The organism is Bradyrhizobium genosp. SA-3, from assembly GCF_004212635.1.
Lineage (GTDB): Bacteria > Pseudomonadota > Alphaproteobacteria > Rhizobiales > Xanthobacteraceae > Bradyrhizobium.
In genome coordinates this window covers 1-16837 of the sequence record NZ_PSRT01000107.1, presented here as the reverse complement: position 1 = coordinate 16837, position 16837 = coordinate 1, and the positions used below count along the sequence as shown (strand labels likewise).

At 65.2% G+C, this 16837-nt stretch carries 14 protein-coding genes; 4 read left to right on the top strand and 10 right to left on the bottom strand.

Annotation, left to right across the window (positions count from 1 at the left end):
- Window positions 1–76 precede the first annotated feature (76 nt).
- The 3 genes from CWO91_RS30310 to CWO91_RS30300 are packed head-to-tail and all read left to right on the top strand — an operon-like array spanning window position 77 to window position 2655.
- A complete protein-coding gene (locus tag CWO91_RS30310; protein WP_130218870.1) occupies window positions 77–748 on the top strand; it encodes a chloramphenicol acetyltransferase in 672 nt (223 codons plus the stop codon).
- On the top strand, window positions 745–1938 hold the full coding sequence (locus CWO91_RS30305; RefSeq protein WP_130218868.1) for an alpha-D-ribose 1-methylphosphonate 5-triphosphate diphosphatase: 1194 nt from the start codon (window positions 745–747) through the stop codon (window positions 1936–1938). Before CWO91_RS30310 ends, CWO91_RS30305 begins: the two co-directional genes overlap by 4 nt.
- 18 nt (window positions 1939–1956) lie before the next feature.
- Window positions 1957–2655 (top strand): DUF1045 domain-containing protein, encoded by a 699-nt coding sequence (locus CWO91_RS30300; RefSeq protein WP_130218866.1) that lies wholly within the window; start codon window positions 1957–1959, stop codon window positions 2653–2655.
- 3 nt (window positions 2656–2658) lie between these two features.
- Here the strand turns inward: CWO91_RS30300 and CWO91_RS30295 are convergent, their stop codons facing one another.
- From CWO91_RS30295 to CWO91_RS30270, 6 genes are all read right to left on the bottom strand, one after another.
- Window positions 2659–3252, bottom strand: a complete 594-nt coding sequence (locus CWO91_RS30295) for a hypothetical protein (protein WP_130218892.1) — start codon at window positions 3250–3252, stop codon at window positions 2659–2661.
- A gap of 83 nt (window positions 3253–3335) precedes the next feature.
- Window positions 3336–4736, bottom strand: a complete 1401-nt coding sequence (locus CWO91_RS30290) for a selenium-binding protein SBP56-related protein (RefSeq protein ID WP_130218864.1) — start codon at window positions 4734–4736, stop codon at window positions 3336–3338.
- Window positions 4737–5024: 288 nt separating this feature from the next.
- Window positions 5025–5966 carry a dihydrodipicolinate synthase family protein gene (locus CWO91_RS30285; RefSeq protein WP_130218862.1) on the bottom strand — a complete coding sequence of 314 codons (942 nt, stop codon included), beginning with the start codon at window positions 5964–5966 and terminating at the stop codon, window positions 5025–5027.
- 137 nt (window positions 5967–6103) lie between these two features.
- Window positions 6104–8185, bottom strand: coding sequence for a methyl-accepting chemotaxis protein (locus CWO91_RS30280; RefSeq protein WP_130218860.1), 2082 nt, complete (start codon window positions 8183–8185; stop codon window positions 6104–6106).
- A 113-nt stretch (window positions 8186–8298) separates the two neighbouring features.
- On the bottom strand, window positions 8299–9069 hold the full coding sequence (locus CWO91_RS30275) for an enoyl-CoA hydratase (protein ID WP_130218858.1): 771 nt from the start codon (window positions 9067–9069) through the stop codon (window positions 8299–8301).
- 13 nt (window positions 9070–9082) lie between these two features.
- On the bottom strand, window positions 9083–9523 hold the full coding sequence (locus tag CWO91_RS30270; protein WP_130218856.1) for a MarR family winged helix-turn-helix transcriptional regulator: 441 nt from the start codon (window positions 9521–9523) through the stop codon (window positions 9083–9085).
- A gap of 127 nt (window positions 9524–9650) precedes the next feature.
- Between CWO91_RS30270 and CWO91_RS30265 the strand changes: the two genes are divergently transcribed.
- A complete protein-coding gene (locus CWO91_RS30265) occupies window positions 9651–11378 on the top strand; it encodes an ATP-dependent Clp protease adaptor ClpS (protein ID WP_130218854.1) in 1728 nt (575 codons plus the stop codon).
- 33 nt (window positions 11379–11411) lie between these two features.
- Here the strand turns inward: CWO91_RS30265 and CWO91_RS30260 are convergent, their stop codons facing one another.
- From CWO91_RS30260 to CWO91_RS30245, 4 genes are all read right to left on the bottom strand, one after another.
- On the bottom strand, window positions 11412–13073 hold the full coding sequence (locus tag CWO91_RS30260) for a tannase/feruloyl esterase family alpha/beta hydrolase (RefSeq protein WP_130218852.1): 1662 nt from the start codon (window positions 13071–13073) through the stop codon (window positions 11412–11414).
- An 83-nt stretch (window positions 13074–13156) separates the two neighbouring features.
- Window positions 13157–14401 carry a phosphoglycerate dehydrogenase gene (gene serA, locus CWO91_RS30255; protein ID WP_130218850.1) on the bottom strand — a complete coding sequence of 415 codons (1245 nt, stop codon included), beginning with the start codon at window positions 14399–14401 and terminating at the stop codon, window positions 13157–13159.
- A gap of 322 nt (window positions 14402–14723) precedes the next feature.
- Window positions 14724–15956, bottom strand: a complete 1233-nt coding sequence (locus CWO91_RS30250) for a rhodanese-like domain-containing protein (RefSeq protein WP_130218848.1) — start codon at window positions 15954–15956, stop codon at window positions 14724–14726.
- Window positions 15957–16031: 75 nt separating this feature from the next.
- The coding region (locus CWO91_RS30245) for a PepSY-associated TM helix domain-containing protein (protein WP_130218846.1) at window positions 16032–16837 on the bottom strand (806 nt) is incomplete at its 5' end.

The following is a 16837-nucleotide window of genomic DNA, read 5'->3' as shown; positions in this document are numbered from 1 at the left end:
CTGTCATCGCCACGTCATGACATCGTCATCAAGCCGCTCGAAGAGGAACGCCCCGCCCTCGCGCTTCGGATACGACATGGCCGCCAAAGCTCTTTCGATTCAGCCGACCATCGATCCCTCGGCCAAGCTGCACGAGGCCAAGCTCGGCGCCTACACCGAGGTCGGCGCGCGCACGATTCTGCACGAAGTGACGATGGGCGATTACTCCTATGTCGTCAACGACGCCCAGATCACCTACACGACCATTGGAAAATTCTGCTCGATCGCGGCGATGACGCGGATCAATCCCGGCAATCACCCGATGCACCGCGCAACCCAGGCGCACTTCACCTATCGTTCGAGCGCCTACTTCGAAGGCGAGAGCGACGACACCGAGTTCTTCGACTGGCGGCGCCAGCACCACGTCCATATCGGCCACGACGTCTGGATCGGCCATGGCGCGATCGTGCTGCCCGGCCGCAACATCGGCACCGGCGCGGTGATCGCGGCCGGCGCCATCGTCACCAAGGACGTGCCGGCTTACACCATCGTCGCCGGCAATCCGGCCCGCATCGTGCGGCGGCGGTTCTCGGAGGAGATCGCCGGACGGCTCGCGAAGCTCGCCTGGTGGGACTGGGATCACGACAAATTGCGTGAAGCGCTGCCCGATTTCCGCAAGCTCGGGATTGAAGATTTCCTCGCGACATACGAAGCACGAACGAGCTCTTTCACCGGTTCTCCTGCCAGCAAACGAAGCGCGGTCGCGTGACAGACATTTTCCTTGAAGGCGGCCGGGCCCTGATCGGTGCCGAGCTCGTCGAAACCTCACTTCTCGTGTCCGGAACTGATATCGCGCAGGTCGATGCCTCTCGCGGCCGTGTGCGGCTCGCGATCGACGCCCGCAACCTGCTGGTGCTGCCCGGTATCGTCGATCTGCATGGCGATGCCTTTGAGCGCCAGATGATGCCGCGCGCCGGCGTCGATTTTCCGATCGACGTCGCGCTCGCCGACAGCGACCGTCAGGCGATCAGCAACGGCATCACCACGGTATTCCACGCCACGACCTGTTCGTGGGAGCCGGGCCTGCGCAGCGCCGACAATGCGCGCGGCCTGATGGAGGCGATCGAGCGGCAGCGTCCGCAATTCGCCGCCGACACCCGCTTCCACCTGCGACACGAGACCTACAATCTCGATGCCGAAGCCGAGATCAGCCAGTGGCTCGCCGAGGGCCGCGTCGACCTGTTTGCCTTCAACGACCACATGGACGGCACCGTTGCCGACATGGCCAAGCCGCGCAAGCGCAATCGCATGGTCGAGCGCACTGGCCTTTCGAGCGAGGTATTTGACCGGTTGGTCGAACGCGTGGTGGCCGGCGCTGCCGACGTGCCAGCCTCCGTGTCGCGCCTGGCCGCTACCGCCCGCGCTGCCGGGGTGCGGATGCTCTCGCATGACGACGCGACGCCGGCGATGCGCCAGGAGTTTCGCGAGCTCGGTGCGATGATCGCCGAGTTTCCGATCAACGAGGAGACGGCGCGGGCGGCAGCAAGCCACGGCGATGCCATCGTCTATGGCGCCCCCAACGTCGTGCGCGGCGGCAGCCATACCGGCTGGACCAAGGCGTCGGACATGATCGCCAAGGGCCTCTGCTCGGTGCTGGCGTCGGACTATTACTATCCCGCACAGCTGCTCGCCGCATTCCGGCTCGCTGCCGACGGCGTGCTGCCTCTGACCGAAGCCTGGGACCTGATCTCTGCCGGGCCAGCGCGTGCAACCGGCCTTACCGATCGCGGCATCCTCGCGCATGGACGCCGCGCCGACATTCTTTTGGTTGACGACAGCGTGAAGCTGCGGCCGCGGCTGATCGCCGTGATATCAGGCGGCAAGCTCGTGCATCTCACCGATGCAACGCGGCTGCTCGCCGCAGCGGCGACGCCACGCGAGGCTGTCGTCGCGGCATGAATTGGCTATGCTGAGGCGATGACAGGTTTTCCCCGCTACGCGATCTATTTTGCCGCCGGCGCCAACAGCGCCGTCTCCCGCTTCGGCGCCGAGCTGCTCGGCTATGATGCCTACACCGGCGACGAGGTGCCGTTTCCGCGCGAGGCACTGCACGTCGCGCCCGACTGGCGCGACGTCACCGCCGATCCCCGCAAATATGGCTTTCACGGCACGCTGAAGGCGCCGATGACGCTGGCGGCCGGCAGGACCGAGGCCGAGCTCGCGGCGGCCTGCGCGGCATTCGCTGGTAAGGAGCGACCGATCCCGGCGATACGACCGGTCGTCGATTCCATCAGCGGCTTCATTGCCGTGATTCCGGCCGAGCCGGTCGATGCGGTCCAGCAGCTCGCCGCCGATTGCGTCAGCGATTTCGATTCCTTTCGAACCGAGCTGACGGCGGAAGACCGCGCGCGTCGCAGGCCCGAGAAGCTCAGCGAGCGGCAGCGCGACTATCTCGACCGCTGGGGCTATCCTTACGTCATGGAAGAATTCCGCTTCCACATGACGCTGACCGGCCGGCTGGATGCGGAAAGGCGCGGGCCGATTCTGGAGATGCTGCGGGGGAGGTTTGCGACGTTGAAGCTCGATGCGCTGACGATCGATCGGATCTCGCTGTTCAAGCAGGATGATCCCAAGACGCGCTTCCGCATTGTCAGCGAGTGGGCTTTGACGCGGTAAACTTCACCGCCAGCTTGAGAGATTGAAGGTGAGCGCCACGACGCCAACCACGATGAGGCTGGTCGCCCAGATCAGATCCAGATTGAACCAGCTTCGCGAGACAAACCTCAATCCCAGATAGCGGTAGACCAGCCACGCCAGACATCCGCCCGCGCCGATCATGGCGGCAACGTGCACCAGAGACACCAGCACCGCCATCCCGAGACTTGCCTTGATCAGCGCGCCGGCGGCCTCATGGCCGGCATCGAGTTCGAAGGCCTGGCAGAGACCGAGATAGATCGGTACGAGCATCAAGGCGGCGCCGTGAGCAATGGCAACGGCAAATGACCAGAGCGCCAATTGCGTTGGCGGAATTCGTGCCAGCGCGCGCGGATGACGCCGCTCGATCAGCCGATAGACGCCAAAGCCGATGACGAGAAGGCTCGCGCTGAGCTGGATCGAACGCTGCCACTCGGCCAGCACGAGCAGCAGCGCGAATGGCAGCAGAACGACAAGCGTTGCCAGAAGATGTCCGGCCGCCAGAGCCCACAATGCACGGAAGAGTGCGCGCGGGCTCTTGTCCATGAGCCCGGCCGAAACGGCGAGCGGCCATCCCATCCCTGGGTTGATCCCGTGATAGAGACCGCTCGCAACAAGCGCGAGCCAGAGCCAGCCAAGCGCCGGGCTCGCGTGTCCCCAATCTAGGCCGACGGGTAGCAAAAGGAGTCCGTCGAACAATCGCCGCCCTCCAGCCTGATCTGGTGCGCACGATATCCGTCGGGGAAGCTCACGTAATAATCCTTGTCGAGCTCGAGGCCGCCGTCGCGACCGACATTGGCCATGACTTCTACGCCCGGAACTCCGTCGGGATAGAACTGGTCATCCCAGGTGGAATAGAGCGAGTTGGTCCAGTACACGCGCCTGCCGTCGCGGCTGATCTCGACCATCTGCGGGCCGGCCGCAAATGCCTTGCCATTCGGATGGGGGGTGCGGCGCGCGATGCCGCCGATGTGGACCGAGCCTGCATGCTTTGGCTTGCGCGGATCACTCACATCGTACTGGCGCATTTCACCCGTGCCCCAGCACGAGACATAGAGAAAGCGATCATCCATCGACAGGTCGATATCGGTTACCAGAGGCGGCACAGCGCCAAAGCCCTGCAGCAGCGGCGGGAGCTTCTCCTTTGGCGCGGGCTCGGGCGGGATCGTCGCCGTCTTCTCCACGTGGAATGTCCCGCCGTCTCGCCACCAGGTCCAGATCGATGCTTCGAGATTCGTGGTGTCGACCACGACGCCTACGAAGCCGTACTCGCGAACCGGATCATGCGCCGGCCGTACTTCCAGCGCCATCTGATGATTGGCGCCGAGGTCGATGGTCTGGACGTTGCGACGGGCGCGAAGATCCCAGAAGTGGAGACGATGGCCATATTTATTCGCAAGCAGATCTTCCGGGACGATCCCGTTCTCGAACTGCGGCGGCAACGCCCATTCACTCGTCACCATGTAGTCGCGCGGCAGGTTCCACCAGAAATCATAGTGCAGCGTCTGCGGACCGCGGTCGATCTCCCATCGTCCCAGGACCTCGAACGTCTCGCAATCCATGATGAAAACGCCTGGAGGACCGTTGGTGCCGTCTTTGCCGCTGCCGCCCAGCGTGCTCACATAGATGCCGTCCGGCCCGCAATGGATGGTATGCGGCCGCGAGTAGCCGGTCTTCTTGAAGACTTCCTCGGGCTCGATGATCTTGTGGATCTTGGCTTTGGTCGGATCCGGCTTGGTGTCGATGACGTAGATCCGCGACGAGCGCAGTCCGGGGATGATGAGATAGCGCCGCTCGATGAAGGCATGTCCGGCGAGCGGCGACAAGGCGGAGGAGCAGGCATTCCAGCCGAAGTGATGAAACTCATCGCCCTTGTTGGGCATCGTCACGGTGTGGACGATTTGGCTGTAGGTCGGCGATCCCGGCTTGACGTCGATGACCGCGAGAGCATCAGGTTTTGAGAAATCTGGACTGAGCAGCAACGTGTAGGCAAAGTTCTCCGCTGGTGCTTCCATCGCAAGCTTGGGCGATGCGTGAAAGGTGGGATCCGGCCTCATCGTCATGGCACTGCCTCCCTGTTCTGTCGGTTCGCGCCAACCTGGCTCGGGATAACGGCATAATGAAGAGGTGTTACGCGATGTCTCGGGATTGCTCCGCAGGGCCTGGTTGGCAAGCGTATAATATGTCATCGCCGGGCTGCGGGAAACGGGCGGAATCGCGCTAATTCGACGCCCTACAGCCGAAATGGGCAGACCCCGTCATTGCGAGCGGAGCGAAGCAATCCAGTCTGCCTCTGCGGAAACAGTCTGGATTGCTTCGTCGCTTCGCTCCTCGCAATGACGGTGGGGCCCTTAGTTCCCCCACCGCAGCGCCAGCGCATCGCGCTCCTTGGCCAGCTCCAGCAGCCCCGCGCGCGTCGCCGGATGCAGCGGCTGGAGCGGATGGCGTACCGTGTCCGACTTGATCACGCCGCCCGCCTGCATCATCACCTTGCAGGCGATCAGGCCGCATTGGCGGTTCTCGTAATTGATCAGCGGCAGCCAGCGCTCATAGGCGGCTTTCGCCTGTTCGCGCTTGCCGGCGAAATAGGGATCGATGATCTGGCGGATGCCGTCGGGATAGCCGCCGCCGGTCATCGCGCCGGTGGCGCCGGCATCGAGATCGGCCAGTAGCGTGATCGCCTCCTCGCCGTCCCAGGGACCCTCGATGTCCTTACCGCCCGCCTCGATCAGGCTGCGCAGCTTGGCGGCGGCGAAGGGCACCTCGATCTTGAAATAGCGGATGTTGGCGAGCTCGCGTGCCAGCCGCGCGAGCAGCTCGACGGAGAGCGGCGTGCCGGCCACCGGCGCATCCTGGATCATGATGGGAATGTTGATCGCGTCCGAGAGCATCTTGAAGAATTCGACGATGCCTTTCTCGGGCACGCGGAAGGTCGCGCCGTGATAGGGCGGCATCACCATCACCATGGCAGCGCCGGCCGCCTCGGCCTGCCGGCTGCGCGCGGCGCAGACGGCCGAGCTGAAATGCGTGGTGGTGACGATCACGGGAACCCGGCCCGCCACATGTTCCAGCACCGTATGCATCACCGTTTCGCGCTCGGCATCGGTGAGCACGAACTGCTCGGAGAAATTGGCGAGGATGCAGAGGCCGTTGGAGCCGGCATCGATCATGAAATCGATGCAGCGGCGCTGGCCCTCGAGGTCGAGCTCGCCGCGCTCGTCGAAGATGGTGGGCGCGACCGGGAACACGCCGCGATAGGGGCGCTGGACCTTGTGTTGTGGCGTGACCGGCATCGAACTCTCCATCCCTGATGTCTCTTACGTCTGTCTAAAGCGCTCGCGGAGCGAGGCGGCACAGATGTAGCCGCCGCGCGGACCGGCGGCAATGCCTGCGACGTTGGATGGAAGAACTGAGGGCGACTACGAGGCGACTACGCGGTCTTCACGGCGCCCAAAAAGCCCTCGACCGCGACGCGGAGACGATCGGCGTCGGCCGACATCTTCTTGACGGAATCCGACAACACCGTGCCGGCGTTGCCGGTCTCCTGGTTCAGCCTGGCGACGCTGCCGATGGTATCGGTGACCTCGCGGGTGCCTTGCGCGGCCTGCTGGAAGTTGCGCGAAATCTCGGTGGTCGCCGCGCGCTGCTGCTCGACGGCGGCGGCGATCGCCGTCATCTTCTCGTCGATGCCGCTGATGGCGCCGCCGATCGAGCGGATGGCTGCCACGGCCTGCCCGGTGGCGCCCTGGATTTCTTCGACCTGGCGCGAGATCTCTTCGGTCGCAGTTGCAGTCTGCGCCGCGAGGCTCTTGACCTCGCCGGCGACCACGGCAAAGCCGCGGCCGGCCTCGCCCGCGCGCGCGGCTTCGATGGTGGCGTTCAAGGCCAAGAGGTTGGTCTGGCCGGCGATGGCGTTGATCATCTTCACGACCTCGCCGATGCGGCTTGCGGTCTGGTCGAGGATCTCCACCGTCGCATTGGTCTGCTCGGCCTGCGCCACGGCCTCGCGGGCCTCGCGGGCGCTGGACTGCACCTGTGCGGAGATCTCACCGACGGATGCGGAGAGTTCTTCGGTCGCGGCCGCGATGGTCTCGAGATTGTTGGTGGCCTGCTCGGCCGCGGAGGAGACCGCCGCGGTCTGGCTGCCCGATTCCGAAACCAGCGAGCGCACGTCAGTCGCAGTGGCATCGAGCTCCCTCGTCGACGCTACGACGCTCTGGATGACTGCCTGCACCGTATCGTCGAAGCTGTGGCACGCCGCATCGACGGTGCCAGAGCGGACGAGCTGGAGCGCCTGCTGCGATTCGCGCTCCTGGCCCAGGCGTTCGGCGGTCGCCGCGCTTTCGCGCAGGCTTTCGAGCGCGGCGGCCATGGTGCCGAACTCGTCGGGATGCCGGGATTGCGGCACCGGAGTCGCATAGTCACGCGCGCTGATGCGGGCGATGGCATCGAGAATGGCGCGCACCGGACGCATGAGGCGATTGCGCACCACGAACACGCCGGCCAGGGTCACGGCCAGCGCCAGCAGGAACGCGAGCGACTGCACGATCAGATTGGTGAGGGCTTTCTGCTGAACCGTCTCCGCGCGTGCGATCGACTGGTCGAGGGCCTTGTTGGCGATGGCGACGATGGACGCGAAGGGCGACTGGCACAGCGCGTTCCATTCCGCGGCGGGCATCGCGGGACGGCCGCTGCCGTCGAAGCCTTTGGTCAGCTCGCCGATCTGCTTGAGGACACCGTTGGTCTTGGCGCGCGCCTCCTTGGCCGCATTGGCGAGGTCCGCGGTCACGTCGGGCGCAGCCAGCAGCTCGTCCATGCCGGTCCAGCCGGCTGTGACGATGCCGTTCCAGCCGGCCACGGTCTGCTTCTGGGTCTCGTCCAGCGGCTTGGAGCTGTTGACGTTCGGGCGCAGGGTCGAGCACTGGATGCCGTAGCGGTCGCGCACCTGCCAGGCGAGGCGGCGGGCCTGGATCATGCGGGCGATGAAAGGATCGTTCATCCAGGCGCGGTTCGACACCGCGGTGGACGCGAGATTGGCGGTCTCGATCACCTTGGTGACGGCATCGTACCAGGCGGCGGTGCGCTCCACCTTGCGCTCGCCGCGCGGCAGCTTGGCCTCGTCGTAGAACAGCTGGAATTTCGGCGCGGCCTCGCTCCAACGCTGCTTCAGCGTGCTCGCAAGCTCGTCCCGGCGGGCGAATTCGACGGTGGAGAGCGCGGCCATGATGGCGTCAAACCCAGCCTGCTCGGCCTTCTCGGCGGCGCCCAGCTTGGCGCGCGGATCGTCCTCGCCAAGCAGCGCGCTCTGGGCATCGCCGCGATTGTTGCGCAAGGACAGCACGCCATGGAAGATCGCCTTGTCGGCGTTCGCGAGCCGTTCAGTCTCCAGACTGTCGCTGTAGCGGCCGAAGGCCCCGAACATCTGGATGGCCGTGCTGGTCAGAGCACCGACCGCCAGCAGCGCCATCAACACCAGGAGAAGCGTGCTTACCGATTTCTTAAACATTGCCATTGGTCGGGGGCCTACTCGTCACGAATAGGCCACCTTGCATCGCGACATGCCAAGGTTTGGTTAAGGCTTTAATCAAATACCCGCGGTTGCGCCTGCCGGTAGGCCGCGTTCCTTCACCCAACCTTGGTGAAGTCCGGCGGACGGCGCTCCGCAAAGGCGGTGAATGCCTCGCGCGCTTCGGCGGTGCGCAGGCGCTGCGCGAACTGCTCGCCCTCCGCGTTCATCTGCGCGACCAGCGCCTCGCCATTGCGCATCAGCCGCTTGGTGGCGATGAGCGCGCCGGCCGGCTGACGAGCCAGACGCTGGGCGAATGCGAGGGCCTCGGCATCGAGCCGCTCGAGGGGCACCACCCGGTTGGCGAGGCCCCATTCCAGCGCGGCCTGCGCCGGAACGGTTTCGCCGAGCGCAAACATCTCGTAGGCCCGGGCGTAGCCGATGCGCGCCGGCATCAGCAGGCTGGACGCCGCCTCCGGCACCAGCGCCAGGCTGACGAAGGGCGTCGACAATTGCGCATTGTCGGCGAGCACGACGAGATCGCAATGCAACAGCATCGTGGTGCCGACACCGACGGCGCGGCCCTGCACGGCCGCAACCAGCGGCCGGGTGCAGCGCGCCAGCGACTGGATGAAGCGCACGACGTTGCGGCTGCCTTCCGACTTGCCCGCAGCGACCGCCGCGAATTCGCCGACGTCGTTGCCGGCGGTGAACATGTCACCCTCGCCGCGGATCAGGATCACGCGGGCCGACGGATCGAACTCGGCGGATTCGATGCTGTCGGCGAGCTTGCCGTACATCGCGTCCGTGAGCGCATTCTTCTTGTCGGGGCGCGCCAATGTCAACGTGAGAATTCCGCCATTGTTCTCGATCCGGACGTGCTCGGTCATTCGCCTGCTCCTACTATTCGTCTGAACTTCTTGGAAACTTGTCCTGAATGCTCGTCAGCCAGCGCGCGACGATATCGATCTCCGCGGCCGTAAATCCTTCCGTCAGCGCGGCATTGACCTCCGCCGCGCCTGCTTTCGCCTGCGCCAGCGCGGTGCGCCCCTTCGGCGTCAGCCAGATCCGCCAGGCGCGCCCGTCCTCACGGTCGACCCGCCGCTCGATCAGTTTGGCTGCCGCGGTGCGGTCGACGAGGCCGGAAATGCCGGCCGGGCCAAGATCGAGCGCCGCGCCCGCCTCGCCCATCAACACGCCGTCCTGTCTGCCGAGAATGAACAGCAGGCCGGCCTGCGCCGGCGTCACCTCGCTCTCGGGTCGAGCCGCCATCCAGCGCTGCAAGCGACGATGCGCGACGCTCAGCAGATAGATCAGCCGATGGTGGGGCACTTTAGTTCGCATGCGAAATATATATTCGGGATTGGTGGGATTGTCAAAAGAGCTTGCTAAGCGCCACACGCTTGACCGCCGGCTCTTTTTATGTTCCTTATTTGTTCTGTTCTAGTTTTGGTTGTAGCGGAGTCATTTCATGACGGACGATGTGCGCGGCGAGCGTAAGCCGGCTCAGCTCGTGATTTACAACGATGACGACACGCCGGACGAGTTCGTCATCGGGCTGCTCCGCCAGGTTTTTGGCAAGTCGGACCGCGAAGCAGCCGCGCTGATGACGCGGATCGAGCGCGAGGAGAAAGCCGCCTGCGGTCCCTACCCGCAATCCGTCGCAGAGGCGCTTTTCAAGTCGGCCCAGCAACTTATCTGGCTCGGCCAGCATCCCCTGAAGATCACGCTAGAAGAGATCAAGACCCCCTGCGAGCTCTGCGGCAAGCCTGAGGGACAGACGGATGTTCGGATCGGGAGCCGTACGGTCTGGCTGTGCAGCGACTGCATTCGTGCAGCAGACACCATGAGCACGCCAGAAGAGCCAGAAGAAGAGTTCGAATACGCCTGCGACGTGCTGAACTGGCATTTTGCCAACGTCTCGCGCGGCAAGCTCGTGACAACCATCCGCCAGTTTCCCGGCCATATGCGGGTGGACGTCCAGGCCGCTATCGACGGACTGTTCAGCGACGCAATCCGGCTATTCGGGCTGAACGAGGAACAGCGCTACGAAACGCTGTCGATTTCGCGGCTCCTCCGGGAAGGCCGCTATGCGCTCGCGATTGCACCGCTGCAATATTCCGACGTGGATGTCGGCGAGAAGAGCCCGGTAAAATGTCTCGATAACGGGCTATGGCTGTGCGAGCAGGATGGTCTTCGTTACGCGGTATTGCTCTGTGCTCACCGTGAATACAGCCGCGAACCGGGAATTCGGATTGAGATCCTCGTGCCGTCAGGCACGGCGGGCGCGGCCCTCGTCCAGCGGTGTTTTGGTGAGCTCGAGCAGGCCGTGCAAGCTGCGCGCAGCTATCGCGGCAAGATCCTGTCGCTCGACGCCGATTCCGACTATCGCGGCCGTTCGCGCGGTATCACCGTGCATCGGCTGCCGCCGGTGTCGCGGAACGAGGTGATCCTACCGGAGCAGACACTGCGACTGCTCGATCGCAACGTTCTGACTTTCGTCAACACCCGAGAACAGTTGCGCCGGCTCGGTCAATCGACGCGCAAGGGCATCTTGTTGTACGGGCCACCGGGCACAGGCAAGACCCACACGATCCGATATCTCGCAACACATTTGCCGGGGCATACGACGCTGATCATCACCGCCGAGCAAATCGGGCTTCTCGGCGCTTATATGAGCCTGGCACGGTTGCTCCAGCCGTCGATGGTGGTGATCGAGGACGTCGATCTCATCGCCCGCGACCGCGATGACATGGGGCCGTGTGAGGAGTCCATGTTGAACAAATTGCTCAACGAGATGGACGGGCTGAAGGAGGACGCAGACATCCTGTTCGTCCTGACCACCAACCCGCCTGAGGATCTCGAAGGAGCCCTTGCCGGTCGGCCAGGCCGCATCGACCAGGCGATCGAAGTGCCGCTCCCCGATGAGACCGGCCGCGGCAAGCTGGTCCGGCTCTATGGAAAAGGACTGCCGCTCGATGACGCGATCGTCGCAGAGGCCGCCCGACGCAGCGAGGGCACGAGTTGCGCTTTCATCAAGGAACTGATGCGACGGCTGGCGCAGGCCAGCCTCGCGCGCGATGGCGGCAACTCCGTGATCTCCGCCGATATCGACGAAGCGCTCGACGACATGCTGTTCTCCGGCGGCCGGCTCAATGCGCGCCTGCTCGGCGGCGCGCAGGAGATGGCAGCGGGATGAAGTTAGTCGCGAAGGCCAGCCGGCCTCGTCCCTTTAGGGAGCACAGGTAAAGCTCGACGCCTCCGTCACCGGGCCGCTCTTGTAGTGCGGCCAGGCCGGCCAGCGACACAGCGGCAGCGCGCGGGTCACTGCAAACGACGGCGCCTCGACCTTCTGCTCGGTGACTTCGAGATCGCCGGGCGCCTTGCCGTTCTCGACCCAGTCGACCAGCGCACTTAGCATGTCGACATTGGCCGGCGCGCCGGAGCCGACATGGTCGACGCCGGGCGCGGTGTAGAGCCGCGCGAACTCCGCGGTCTCGGCCTTGCCGAGCTTGCGCTCGACGCTCTCGAAATAGCGGATGCCGGCATAGGGGCTCTGCGCGTAGTCGGCCATGTGTTCGAGCATGATCAGCCGGCCGCCGCGGGCGCGGAAGCGGCTGAGATCGGGATCGGTCGAGTCCATCAGCTTTGAGACTTCGAGCAGCCGGGCCTTGTGCTCCTCCAGCTTGTAGGTGGTGACGTCGAGCTTGGGATCGCGCGCAAACACATATTGAATGCCGCCGGCGCCATAGATCCAGGCGATGCCGTTGTTGGGCGCAGGCGGCTGCGCGGGCGGCGCGGTGCCGAGCCACCAGGCCACCCAGCCGCCGGTCGGGCCGATTGCCGGCGTGTCCTCGCCGGAGATGCCCCAACCCGGATAGTCGTCGAGACCATTGGCGAGCGCGAACGGGAATTTGTAGGTGCCATGCAGCGTGTTCACGGCCTTGATCTGCGCCTCGGTGAGGCACTGATCGCCGCTCTGCCCCGCCGCGCAGCGCAGCGTCTCGACCTTGAACGCCGCCTTGCAGGCGACAGGATCCTGCACCAGCGCATCGTCGGAGCCATCGGCCTTGTCGCAGGCCGCGCGCACGGCGTCGCCGACGAGCTTGACCCGCGCCGGATTGATCCAGCCCTCGCCCATGGTCGCGAGACCCGAGCGGGTGCCGGCATGCTGCAAGCCGACCCAGTTGATGACGGGCACACGGGCGAAGATGCCGTCGAAATCGTCGGGGTAGCGCTGGGCCATGGTGAGGCCTTCGCGGCCACCCTCGGACGAGCCCATGAAATACATCTTGTCCGGCTTCCTGCCGTAAGCGCGCTGCATCAGCGCGACGGCGGCATCGCGCACCTTCTTGTAGGCGCGATGAGCGAAATTCTCGAACGCCTCATCGTTGAGCGCGAACAGCTGCGGCGGCTCGCCCTGCTTGGTCTCGTGGCCGGAATCGGTGCCATAGGTGACGAAGCCGCGCGCCAGCGGCGACGACTTGTCGAACGGATAGGCAGGCGGCAGCGCAAGTCCCGTGATCAGCACGCCATTGAAACCGCCGCCGCCATATTGCAGCGAGCGGCCGTTCCATTCGACGGGAAGGTTGACCTGGAATTTGATCGGCGGCGCCTTGGGATCGTTGGGATCGATGTGTCCGAGCACCTTGCAGAAGCGCGGATTGGCCGGCGTGATGCGTCCCGACGGCGTCGGCCCGCGCTCGGCGACAGCAAGCTGCGACGGCGCCTGCAACGCCGCGGAATCAATCTTCACGGCGTCAGTGCCGCCGACGAGCGCCTTGCAGACGGCATCTGCATCTTCCGCCAGCGTCGCCGCCGACGCACTGCCCGCAGTTAACGCAGCCGCCGTCGCTACGAGCAAGGCACAGAGCTTCGCACGCATTTGCGCCATGGTTTCCCCCGTTGTCTGTTCTCGTTCGATCCGTCAGGAGCTCGCATTCAAAGCGACCTCCGGCCGGCCGTCAACCAAGCGCGTTAGTGCTCGAACACCAGCCGCGCGCCGACCGTGCCGTCGAGAGCGCGGATCTGCTGGAGCAGCGCGGCTGAATCCTGACCGCCGAGGTCGGCGTCGAGCACGACATAGCCGAGGTCGCCGGCGGTCTCCAGATATTGTGCGGCGATGTTGATGTCGCGCTCGAGGAAGACCTCGTTCAGGCGCCGCAGCATGCCCGGCACGTTGCGATGGACGTGGCTGAAGCGCGCGCCGGAGGGGCGCAAGTGCAGCTGCACCTCCGGGAAGTTCACCGCGCCCATGGTCGATCCCGTGATGAAATAGTCGACCAGTTTGCGCGCGACCTCACCGCCGATGCGCTCCTGCGCTTCCTCGGTCGAACCGCCGATATGCGGCGTGAGGATGACGTTCTCGAGGCCCTGCACCGGACTCTTGAACCGATCCGCGTTCGAGGAGGGCTCGACCGGAAACACGTCGACGGCCGCGCCGGCGAGATGACCATCGCGCAAGGCGCGCGCGAGCGCATCGAGATCGACCACGGTGCCGCGGCTGTTGTTGATCAGGAACGAGCCTGACTTCATCGCCCGCAGCTCCTGCTCGCCGATCATGCCTGATGTCTCCGGCGTCTCCGGCACGTGCAGGCTGACGATGTCGCTCTGCGCCAGCAGCTCTTCCAGTTTCTCGACCGGCTCGGTGTTGCCGTGACGCAGCTTGTCGGTGCGATCGAAATAGATCACACGCATGCCCATGGCTTCGGCGAGCGTCGAGAGCTGCGAGCCGATATTGCCGTAGCCGACGATACCGAGCGTGCGGCCGCGCACCTCGCGGCTGCCGGTCGCCGACTTGTCCCAGCCGCCCCCATGCGCCGACACCGAGCGCGGGAAAATCCGCCGCAGCAGCATCACGATCTCGCCGATCACGAGCTCGGCGACGCTGCGCGTGTTGGAGAACGGCGCGTTGAAGACGGGAATGCCGCGCTTGCGCGCCGCGGTGAGATTGACCTGGTTGGTTCCGACGCTGAAGCAGCCGACCGCGAGTAGCTGGTCGGCGGCCCCAAGCACCTCATCAGTGATCTGGGTGCGCGAACGGATGCCGAGCAGCGACACGCCCTTGACCGCCCGCCGCAAATCCTCTCCGTCCAGCGCCTTGGTCAGGCGCTCGACATTGGTGAAACCCGCGCTTCTGAACAGGTCGATAGCGCTGTCATTGACGCCTTCGAGCAGCAGCGCCTTCGCATTCCGCTCGGGGCTTTGGCCTGGGGCTGGCATGGTGTCTCCGTAAGTAGCAGCTTTGCCGCAGCTCTTAGACCGCGGACGGTCCGCGGCACAATAGGGATTGGATACGGGGAGAAGATGGCGGCGGCCGGTAAGCAGGAAGGCACCGCTCTCAGCTTCAAAGTCGTCCTGGCGAAAGCCAGGACCCATTATCCCAGACGCCTGGTGTCCGGCAATCTGGGGCCATGAGATCCCCAGACAACACGGGACGGTGGTAATGGGTCCTGGATCGGCGCTCGCTATCGGACAACGCTACGCGTTGCCAAGCGCTCGCTTGTCCAGGACGACGAAGAAGATTTGTTGCGCGGCAACAGAGTCAAATCACATAAAACCCGTGCGTTCCATCCCGGCGGAGCTGCTCGACCAGACCATACTCCCAGTCCAGATAGGCCTGCATCGCCCGCTCAGCGACGTCGGTCCCTTCATAGGGCCGGCGGTAGCGATGCGCCGGATCGGGCTTGGGCGGCGCGCGCGGCGGGCCGATCTCGAGCGCACCGTCATAGCCGCCTTCGAGCACATAGACCTCCCAGCCCATCTGCGCCAGCCAGGACGCCGTCATGTCGGCACGCACGCCCTTGTCGTCGGTCAGGAGGATACGCGCCCCACGCACCGGCGCGGCCATGTCGGTCTCCTGGACCAGCTGGCCGCCGGGATAATGACGGAAACCCGGCAGATGGCCTGCGGCATATTCCTCGGCGTCGCGCACGTCGAAGCGATAGAGCGTGCGATCGGTCTGCGCGACCAGCGCCGCCGCCTCGCTCGCACCGATATGACGAGCACCGGCACGATAGGCGACGTCGCGGGCCTTGGCCGGGCCGTCTTCGAACGGCCCGATCGCGCCGCGCCTGTCGGCGCCGTGATCGAGCGTGTGGCGCGCCAACGTCCAGCCGATGGTGCCGTTGCGCAGCGCGCGCACCTTGTTGGGCACGCCGGCATTGATCAGCGACTGGGTGCCGATGATCGAGCGCGTGCGGCCGGCGCAGTTGACGATGATGGTGGTTTCAGGGTCGGGCGCAGCCTGCCCGGCCCGCAGCACCAGCTCCGCGCCGGGCACGCTGACCGAGCCCGGAATGTTCATGGTGGCATATTCGTCGAAGCGCCGGACATCGAGGATGGCGACGTTGGCCTTGTCGGCAATGAGTTTCGCCACCTCGTCGGCGCTGAACGACGGCGTGTGGCGGCGCGCCTCGACCAGTTCGCCAAAGGCTTTTGAAAAGGAATTGACGTCCTCGAACACTTCGTAGCCGGCCGCGCGCCAGGCCTTTAGCCCGCCTTCGAGCACGCTGATGTTGCTGTAGCCGAGCGCGGCAAGACGGTCGGCGCCGGCTTCGACCAATCCCTCACCGTCATCATAGAGCACGATCGCCACGTCCTTGCGCGGCAGCCTGACCTCGGCTTCGACCGCGATCCGGTCGGCAGCCATGTTGGCGGCGAACAGCGGATGACCGGTCGCGAACGCCGCCTCGTATCTGAGATCGAGCAACGCGATTTCTTCGCGCAGAAGCAGGGCGCGGCGGATCTCGGCGGGAGTGACGGTGGGAAGCTTCATGGCGTGGACCTTGACGAGAACAGGCCATGGGCTTTTGAACGATTGTCGCGCGCTTGGCTAGCCTTCGCGCTGCTGTCACTCGCCCGGAACGAGCCGCCCGAGCGGCGGCAGCGCCGGCCGCCGCAGCCTGCGGCGCGACAGATAGAGCAGGATGCCGGTGACCGAGAACAACGGCATCAGGGCCGCCGCGATCATGAAGGCGAGCTTGCCGGCCCAGCTCAGGATGGCGCCGCGGTGGATGTCGAGCACGTTCGCGATGATCTTCTCGCCAAGAGTCTTATCGGCGTAGCGCTCCGCGGAAACCAATTGTCCCGAGATGGCATCGATGCGGAATTCGTCGCGCGTGGTGTCGAGCGTCGTCTCCTTCCCCCACGACCGAATCCGGATCACCGTGCCGGGGCTCGCCGGCAGCGTCAGCAAAGCCCTGACGAAACGGCCGCCCTCCTCGCGCTGGAACGTCGTCCATGCCTGATCAAAGCCGATCGGCTGCGCCGGCTCGGAACGGCCGGCCGCGCGTGGCAGCTTTGCGGGCATCTTGGGCTGCATCTTCGCCGCCGGGCCTTGCGGCCGCGACAGCAGCCAGACGACGCCATCCTTGTACCAGTCGAACGAGTACCAGAGTCCGGTGAGCGTCATCACCAGATAGATCGGCAGGACCCAGGTGCCGATGACGGCATGCAGCGACCGGTGCAGGCCGCGGCCACTGAGCGAGAGATTCGGTTTCAGCCACATCTTCACGCTGCTGGCGCGACGCGGCCAGCGCAGCACCAGGCCCGAGACCAGCATGAGGATCAGGCCGAGTGCGGCCGCGCCGGTGATCTGACGTCCCCAGCCCTTGGCGTCGCCGGGGACGAGCAGCCAGCGATGCAGCCTGCGCACGG

Excerpts from the sequence above, each read along its gene's own strand:
- CWO91_RS30250 (WP_130218848.1), bottom strand. The coding sequence starts at position 15,956 with ATGAAGCTTCCCACCGTCACTCCCGCCGAGATCCGCCGCGCCCTGCTT.
- CWO91_RS30300 (WP_130218866.1), top strand. The coding sequence starts at position 1,957 with ATGACAGGTTTTCCCCGCTACGCGATCTATTTTGCCGCCGGCGCCAAC.
- CWO91_RS30270 (WP_130218856.1), bottom strand. The coding sequence starts at position 9,523 with ATGCGAACTAAAGTGCCCCACCATCGGCTGATCTATCTGCTGAGCGTC.
- CWO91_RS30295 (WP_130218892.1), bottom strand. The coding sequence starts at position 3,252 with ATGGGATGGCCGCTCGCCGTTTCGGCCGGGCTCATGGACAAGAGCCCG.
- CWO91_RS30265 (WP_130218854.1), top strand. The coding sequence starts at position 9,651 with ATGACGGACGATGTGCGCGGCGAGCGTAAGCCGGCTCAGCTCGTGATT.
- CWO91_RS30290 (WP_130218864.1), bottom strand. The coding sequence starts at position 4,736 with ATGACGATGAGGCCGGATCCCACCTTTCACGCATCGCCCAAGCTTGCG.
- CWO91_RS30260 (WP_130218852.1), bottom strand. The coding sequence starts at position 13,073 with ATGGCGCAAATGCGTGCGAAGCTCTGTGCCTTGCTCGTAGCGACGGCG.
- serA (WP_130218850.1), bottom strand. The coding sequence starts at position 14,401 with ATGCCAGCCCCAGGCCAAAGCCCCGAGCGGAATGCGAAGGCGCTGCTG.
- CWO91_RS30310 (WP_130218870.1), top strand. The coding sequence starts at position 77 with ATGGCCGCCAAAGCTCTTTCGATTCAGCCGACCATCGATCCCTCGGCC.
- CWO91_RS30275 (WP_130218858.1), bottom strand. The coding sequence starts at position 9,069 with ATGACCGAGCACGTCCGGATCGAGAACAATGGCGGAATTCTCACGTTG.
- CWO91_RS30280 (WP_130218860.1), bottom strand. The coding sequence starts at position 8,185 with ATGGCAATGTTTAAGAAATCGGTAAGCACGCTTCTCCTGGTGTTGATG.
- CWO91_RS30285 (WP_130218862.1), bottom strand. The coding sequence starts at position 5,966 with ATGCCGGTCACGCCACAACACAAGGTCCAGCGCCCCTATCGCGGCGTG.